5 protein-coding genes are annotated in these 5,143 nt (G+C 34.6%); 2 read left to right on the forward strand and 3 right to left on the reverse strand.

Annotated elements, in window-relative coordinates:
* Window positions 1–358: hypothetical protein (locus tag D6734_03705; protein RMF96428.1), on the reverse strand; the 358-nt coding region annotated here is incomplete at its 3' end.
* A gap of 83 nt (window positions 359–441) precedes the next feature.
* On the opposite strand from D6734_03705, the gene D6734_03710 reads away from it, so the two are divergent.
* Window positions 442–1,593 (forward strand): glycosyltransferase family 1 protein, encoded by a 1,152-nt coding sequence (locus tag D6734_03710; protein ID RMF96429.1) that lies wholly within the window; start codon window positions 442–444, stop codon window positions 1,591–1,593.
* Between the two features lie 40 nt (window positions 1,594–1,633).
* Complete coding sequence (locus D6734_03715) at window positions 1,634–2,593, forward strand: hypothetical protein (GenBank protein ID RMF96430.1); 960 nt, start codon at window positions 1,634–1,636, stop codon at window positions 2,591–2,593.
* Here the strand turns inward: D6734_03715 and D6734_03720 are convergent.
* A complete protein-coding gene (locus tag D6734_03720) occupies window positions 2,567–3,484 on the reverse strand; it encodes a glycosyltransferase family 2 protein (GenBank protein ID RMF96431.1) in 918 nt (305 codons plus the stop codon). The two genes, D6734_03715 and D6734_03720, sit on opposite strands and share 27 nt — an antisense overlap.
* Before the next feature lie 4 nt (window positions 3,485–3,488).
* On the reverse strand, window positions 3,489–5,143 hold a 1,655-nt coding region (locus D6734_03725), incomplete at its 5' end, for a hypothetical protein (protein RMF96432.1).

Genomic DNA, 5,143 nt, shown 5'->3' on the forward strand with positions numbered 1-5,143 from the left:
TCAACGATGTTGTTAAAAAAAGCAAAAGAGAGGAGAGTGGATATAATAATATGGATAACATTCTTCCATATTTGGAATTTGTTCCGGTAAAGCGATAGATTATTGAAACGATATAAGGGAATAATGGAAATTCTGATTCGACATAACCACTGCTGTTTCCTCCCCAATCAATTTGAGGATAAAGAATTGATGTATTGTTTTCGGAAAAGTTTTTAGCCATAGCGGCAGTATCACATTGTCTCCATTCCTGATGATCTGCCAGAGGGGCTCTTATGTGGTATAGACGAGCTCCTATACCGCAGAAAATTATGAGGAGAAAGAAGATTGCTATTATTAAATTATTTCCTAACTTTTTCATTCCAATTGATATTATATTAACCTGAATATTATATAATAACAGATAATACCCTGATTGTTTAAAAAAAAGGATTGTTCAGTGGAATGAAGGTTGCAATAGTAACACATGAAACATTCTTTCCTGTGAAGGGAGGAGGCACAATCAGAGTTTTGAAGATTGCCGAATCTTTTAAAAGAAGAGGCCATAATGTTAAAATCTTTGCACCTTATGGAAGCCAATATGATGGAGAGAATGAGGTAGAAGGAGGCATAAACTTTTATGGAGTCTGCAATATTGAGAGATTTAAAACAAAGAATAAAGAGTTTGCTTATTTGAAATATATTTTAAAAACATCTGTCCGGCTTGTTTTTGAAGATTATGATTTTCTGATGGCTCATATCGCGGTTGCAGGAATTTCTTCTATCCCTGCCCGAATTTTTAAACTTTCGCCATCACTGATTGACTTGGATGATATTATATCAGGACTTTCTTCATTTGGATTTATAAAGAAGGTAGCGCCTAAAATTGAGCGAATGATTCCACACTTTTATGATTCTGTAAGCTGTATGTCAGAGGCATTGGCAGAAAAAGTGAGGGAAACAGGGAAGAAAAATGTTTTTGTTGTGCCTCATGGAGTTGATTTGAAATTGTTCAAACCTTCAAATGAAGAAGAAAGAGAATTAGGACATTTTGTCTTTTCAGGAGGAATTGAAGCGCATGATGGTGTTGATATTATTTTGCGGGCAGTGGCTTTATTGAAGGAAAAATATCCTTTTATAAAACTTTCTGTAATAGGCGATGGGAGTAAGCTATCCGAATGTATTAATCTTTGTAAGGAATTAGGTTTAAGTGATAATGTAGTTTTTACTGGCTGGATTGACCACAGGGAAATTCCCAAATACCATCGAAAGGCAAGTGCAGGCATTATTTGCGATAGATATATGCCTGCAACGGAAATCGCTCTTGTTGTAAGAGGAGTTGAGTATATGGGTTCAGGACTTCCAATTATTGCATCTGACAACAAAGGAAATTTAGAGCTCATTGATGATGGAGAAAATGGGTTGATATTTGAAAAGGAAAATATCAAAGCGCTTGCGCAAAAGATGGAATGGGTAATAAATAATCCTAAAGGAGCTTTCGAAATGGGGATGAAGGGGAGGAAGATAGCTGAAAATAAATATGATTGGGGCAAAAATGCGGAAGAAATAGTGAAGAGATGCGAGTCTATTTATTCAGATTATAAGAATAAATTTTGAATAATTGATTCAGTACTACAAAAAATTAAATGCAAAGAAAATGTATGTGATATTTACTATAGACTGCGAAAGTCCTGATGACAGCATAGGATTCGAAGAATCTGTTATTGCATCCTTTCAAGGTAAGGAATATGGAGTAGGGCTGATATGCGACATTCTGGAAGAAAAGGGCTTTTACGGGTCTTTTTTTATTGATACAGGCGCTGAGGAGATTTTTGGCGAAGATGCGGTAGTTGGCGCAGTCAATTATATTGCAAAGAGAAATCATGATGTGCAGCTTCATATTCATCCAAATGGGAATGAGTTTTGTTTTTTGGCTGATAATGAAAAAAGAGAAATGTTGAAAAAAGGATGTGAAATTATCGGGAAAGGAAGCGGCGAAAGCCCCAAGGCGTTTAGGGCTGGAAGTTATATGATGGACGAAAAAAGCATTCCTATTTTGCGAGACTTTGGAATAATTGCCGATTGCAGTAATTTTCTTTCTGTTTCCCCTCTTTCAATTACAAAAAATAGAGTTAAGATAGTCGATGGCATCTATGAAATTCCAGTCTCTTTTTATCGCCTCATTTTATCTCCTTTTATTAGTTTTTTTAATAGTGTATCCAAAAGAAATGCATTTTACGGTGGAAATTGTAAGATAGATATCAACTGGATGAACATCCACGGATTGAAGAGAGTTTGCAAAAAGTTTTTATTGGCAGGAAATTCCCTAATAGTGGTTTTCCTTCATAGTTTTAGTTTTATCAAATGGGAGATGATTAAGAATAATGCACCACTGCATTCTATCATAAGAGAAGATGTCATTGAAAGACTGAAAAGTTTTGTAAATTTTTTAAAAAATGAAAAGGGTGTTGAAGTCGTTACAGTAAAAGAATTTTTGAACTTGATTTCAAATAGTGAGGAAATTTCCAAAAAAGTTTTGTCTGCAGCGGATTATGTCCCAATTGATTTTTGGGGAATCGATGGGAAGCAATTAGTCTCTTCTCTTTTTTTTCGTTGAGAATTGTTCTACTATCAGTTCTCCAAGAAAACCGAGAGAAATTATCTGAAAGCCCAAAATCATTAAGGAAACCCCAAGAATTACCATTGGAATATGCTCTTTTATGTCATATATTCTTAACAAATAATCTGATATTACCTGAAGAAGATTTATCGTAAATCCTGAAACAAAGAAAACAGCGCCAATGCCTCCAAAAAAATACATCGGCTTTTTCATAAAGGATAGGCGAAACTTTACCACGATCAAGTCTATAAATGCGGCAAACAATCTTCTAAACCCAAACTTTGAGTTTCCCGATTGGCGCGGATACCAATTCGTTTCAACTTCTTTTACCGTGTAGCCTTCATTGCAGGCAATTGGGATGATATAGCGATGCCAATTTGCGCGAAGAGGTATATCTTCAATAACTTCTCTCTTAAAAGCTTTTATCCAATTTTGGTCTTTTACATTTACATTGAACATAAGTTTGCAGAGAAAGTTATATATGCCTGAAGCAAAAATTTTGAATTCCTTTCTTCCCTTTCTGCATCCTGCTGCTATATCATATCCCTCGAAGATTACAGAAAGAAGTTTTGGGATATCTTCTATTGGTTTAGATTGCAGGTCAGCAGGAAGAAAAATTATTATATCTCCTGAAACATTGGAAAAACCGGTTACAAGGGCTTCCGTGAGTCCCTTCCTTTTCCTATGATTTAGGAGTTTTAGGTTAGGTATTTCCTCTCTCAGTGATGAAACAATTTTCCCTGTATTGTCACGACTCCCGTCATTGATGACTATTATTTCTCCATCATAACCTTTTTTTTTGAGATACTCATAAGATTGTCTTATCACTTCCTCGATGGTACCTTCTTCATCACAAGCGGGAAGTACGATACTTATCTTTTCATTCATTTCTTTATTCCACTTTAATCAGATGTTTCCCTTTTTTTAGACTTATCATTTCTCTACCTGAAATATTAACGGAAGAATAAGGATTTCCATCAACCTCTATTTTTGTTATCTCTCCCTTTGAAGGCAACATTAAAGTCAATCCATCATATTCTACATTGCATTCTATCTCAATCCTTTCTCCAATCCTTCGAAATGACAATTCGCTTTCAGCTCTCTTTTCATAAAAATCTATGAATTCTGAAATTGAAGTTTTCCAAAAGCCATCCTTTTCGTGTAAATATTTTATTATGGATTTAAATTTTTTAGAAGAATTGTCATTACCAATGCAGAAGTGAGGGTGAAAAAGTATGACTGCAGGAGAATGATATTTGTTGAGAGAAGAGGAGAGTAGATTTCTTATTTCATCAAGGGAAAGATTGCCTTGAGGTTCATGGACTATAAAGGGAAATTCATAGAGATTTGATATTTGCCCATTTTTTTCAGGCGAATGATAAGGAAATCCTGTGCCAAAGATATATCCACCCATATCTCTGCCGGGTCCCCAAGTAGAATCAACTCTTATATTAGCGCAATTTAGAAGATGAAATGTGTAGAAGGGATCATAATCACAGAGAAGATAGTGAATTCTCGATGAATTGGAAAAGTTATTAGTACTCATCGATTCCAAAATTTCTTTTTGTAACAGGAGAGATTTATTTTTTTCATAATGAAAGCCAGCGGCTGTTATATGGAAGCGAAATCTGTTCCAATGAACGCCAATTTCTCCATTATTCTTTAATATTTCAGCAAATGTTTCTTTTGATGCTTTGGTAGAAGACATAAAGAATATTGTAAATTTCAAATCTTCAGGAAAATCTTTCATTAAAAGTGTTTTTATTTCATCTCCACTATAATCTTCATCGAAGGTTAATATTACTGCAGAGCGCGTACAATATGGATAGTACCACCATCTTGGAATAGATGAAATTTCAACTGCCTTGTCTATTATAAATCTTTCTAATACATCTAAAAATGGCATATCTTCATATCTCCGCTCTTTTAAGAGACTTAAGTCGCAGGATTGAAAATGTTTGAGTTTTGAAATGCTTTTAAGCATTCTCGCAAGCATATCATCATCATTGTCGATACCACTTGAAATTAGCCGTCTCCATTTTGAAAGAGGGAAAAAAATGCTTATTATGTTGCCTTTACCTAATCTTCTGAAAAACATCAGGCATCTTCTGCCCAATGATAGATTGATATTGGAATCATCTGAAGTTGTGATAACACTTCTATAAGGAAGCATAACCTCAAGAGAGGGAAAAAATATTTTTTCTTCATTTTGACTGTGGATAAGAATCTCATCGATATTGAGATAGGATTCAGCGCCTGATACGACTCCTGTGATGAATTCATAGCTATTATCTGGAAATTCCAAAAAGAGAGTTGCACCTTTTTCTTCCGCCAAAAATTCAAGTTCTTTTATCAAGAGAGGTTTTAAAGAGATTTCATTAAGAGCCTCGCTTGAAAGAAATAAAAGTGGTGCATCTATATTTTTGAAAGAGAAATTATCATTAAGTTTTTCTACTGAAAAATATCCCAATTCTTTCTTCAAGATATTAATCCACTCGTATTCATTGCTCTTTACGGCTGTATTTTTACCTGATGAAAGAATAAGCA

Source organism: Candidatus Schekmanbacteria bacterium (genome assembly GCA_003695725.1).
Classification (GTDB): Bacteria; Schekmanbacteria; GWA2-38-11; order GWA2-38-11; family J061; genus J061.

Excerpts from the sequence above, each read along its gene's own strand:
- D6734_03720 (RMF96431.1), bottom strand. The coding sequence starts at position 3,484 with ATGAATGAAAAGATAAGTATCGTACTTCCCGCTTGTGATGAAGAAGGT.
- D6734_03710 (RMF96429.1), top strand. The coding sequence starts at position 442 with ATGAAGGTTGCAATAGTAACACATGAAACATTCTTTCCTGTGAAGGGA.
- D6734_03715 (RMF96430.1), top strand. The coding sequence starts at position 1,634 with ATGTATGTGATATTTACTATAGACTGCGAAAGTCCTGATGACAGCATA.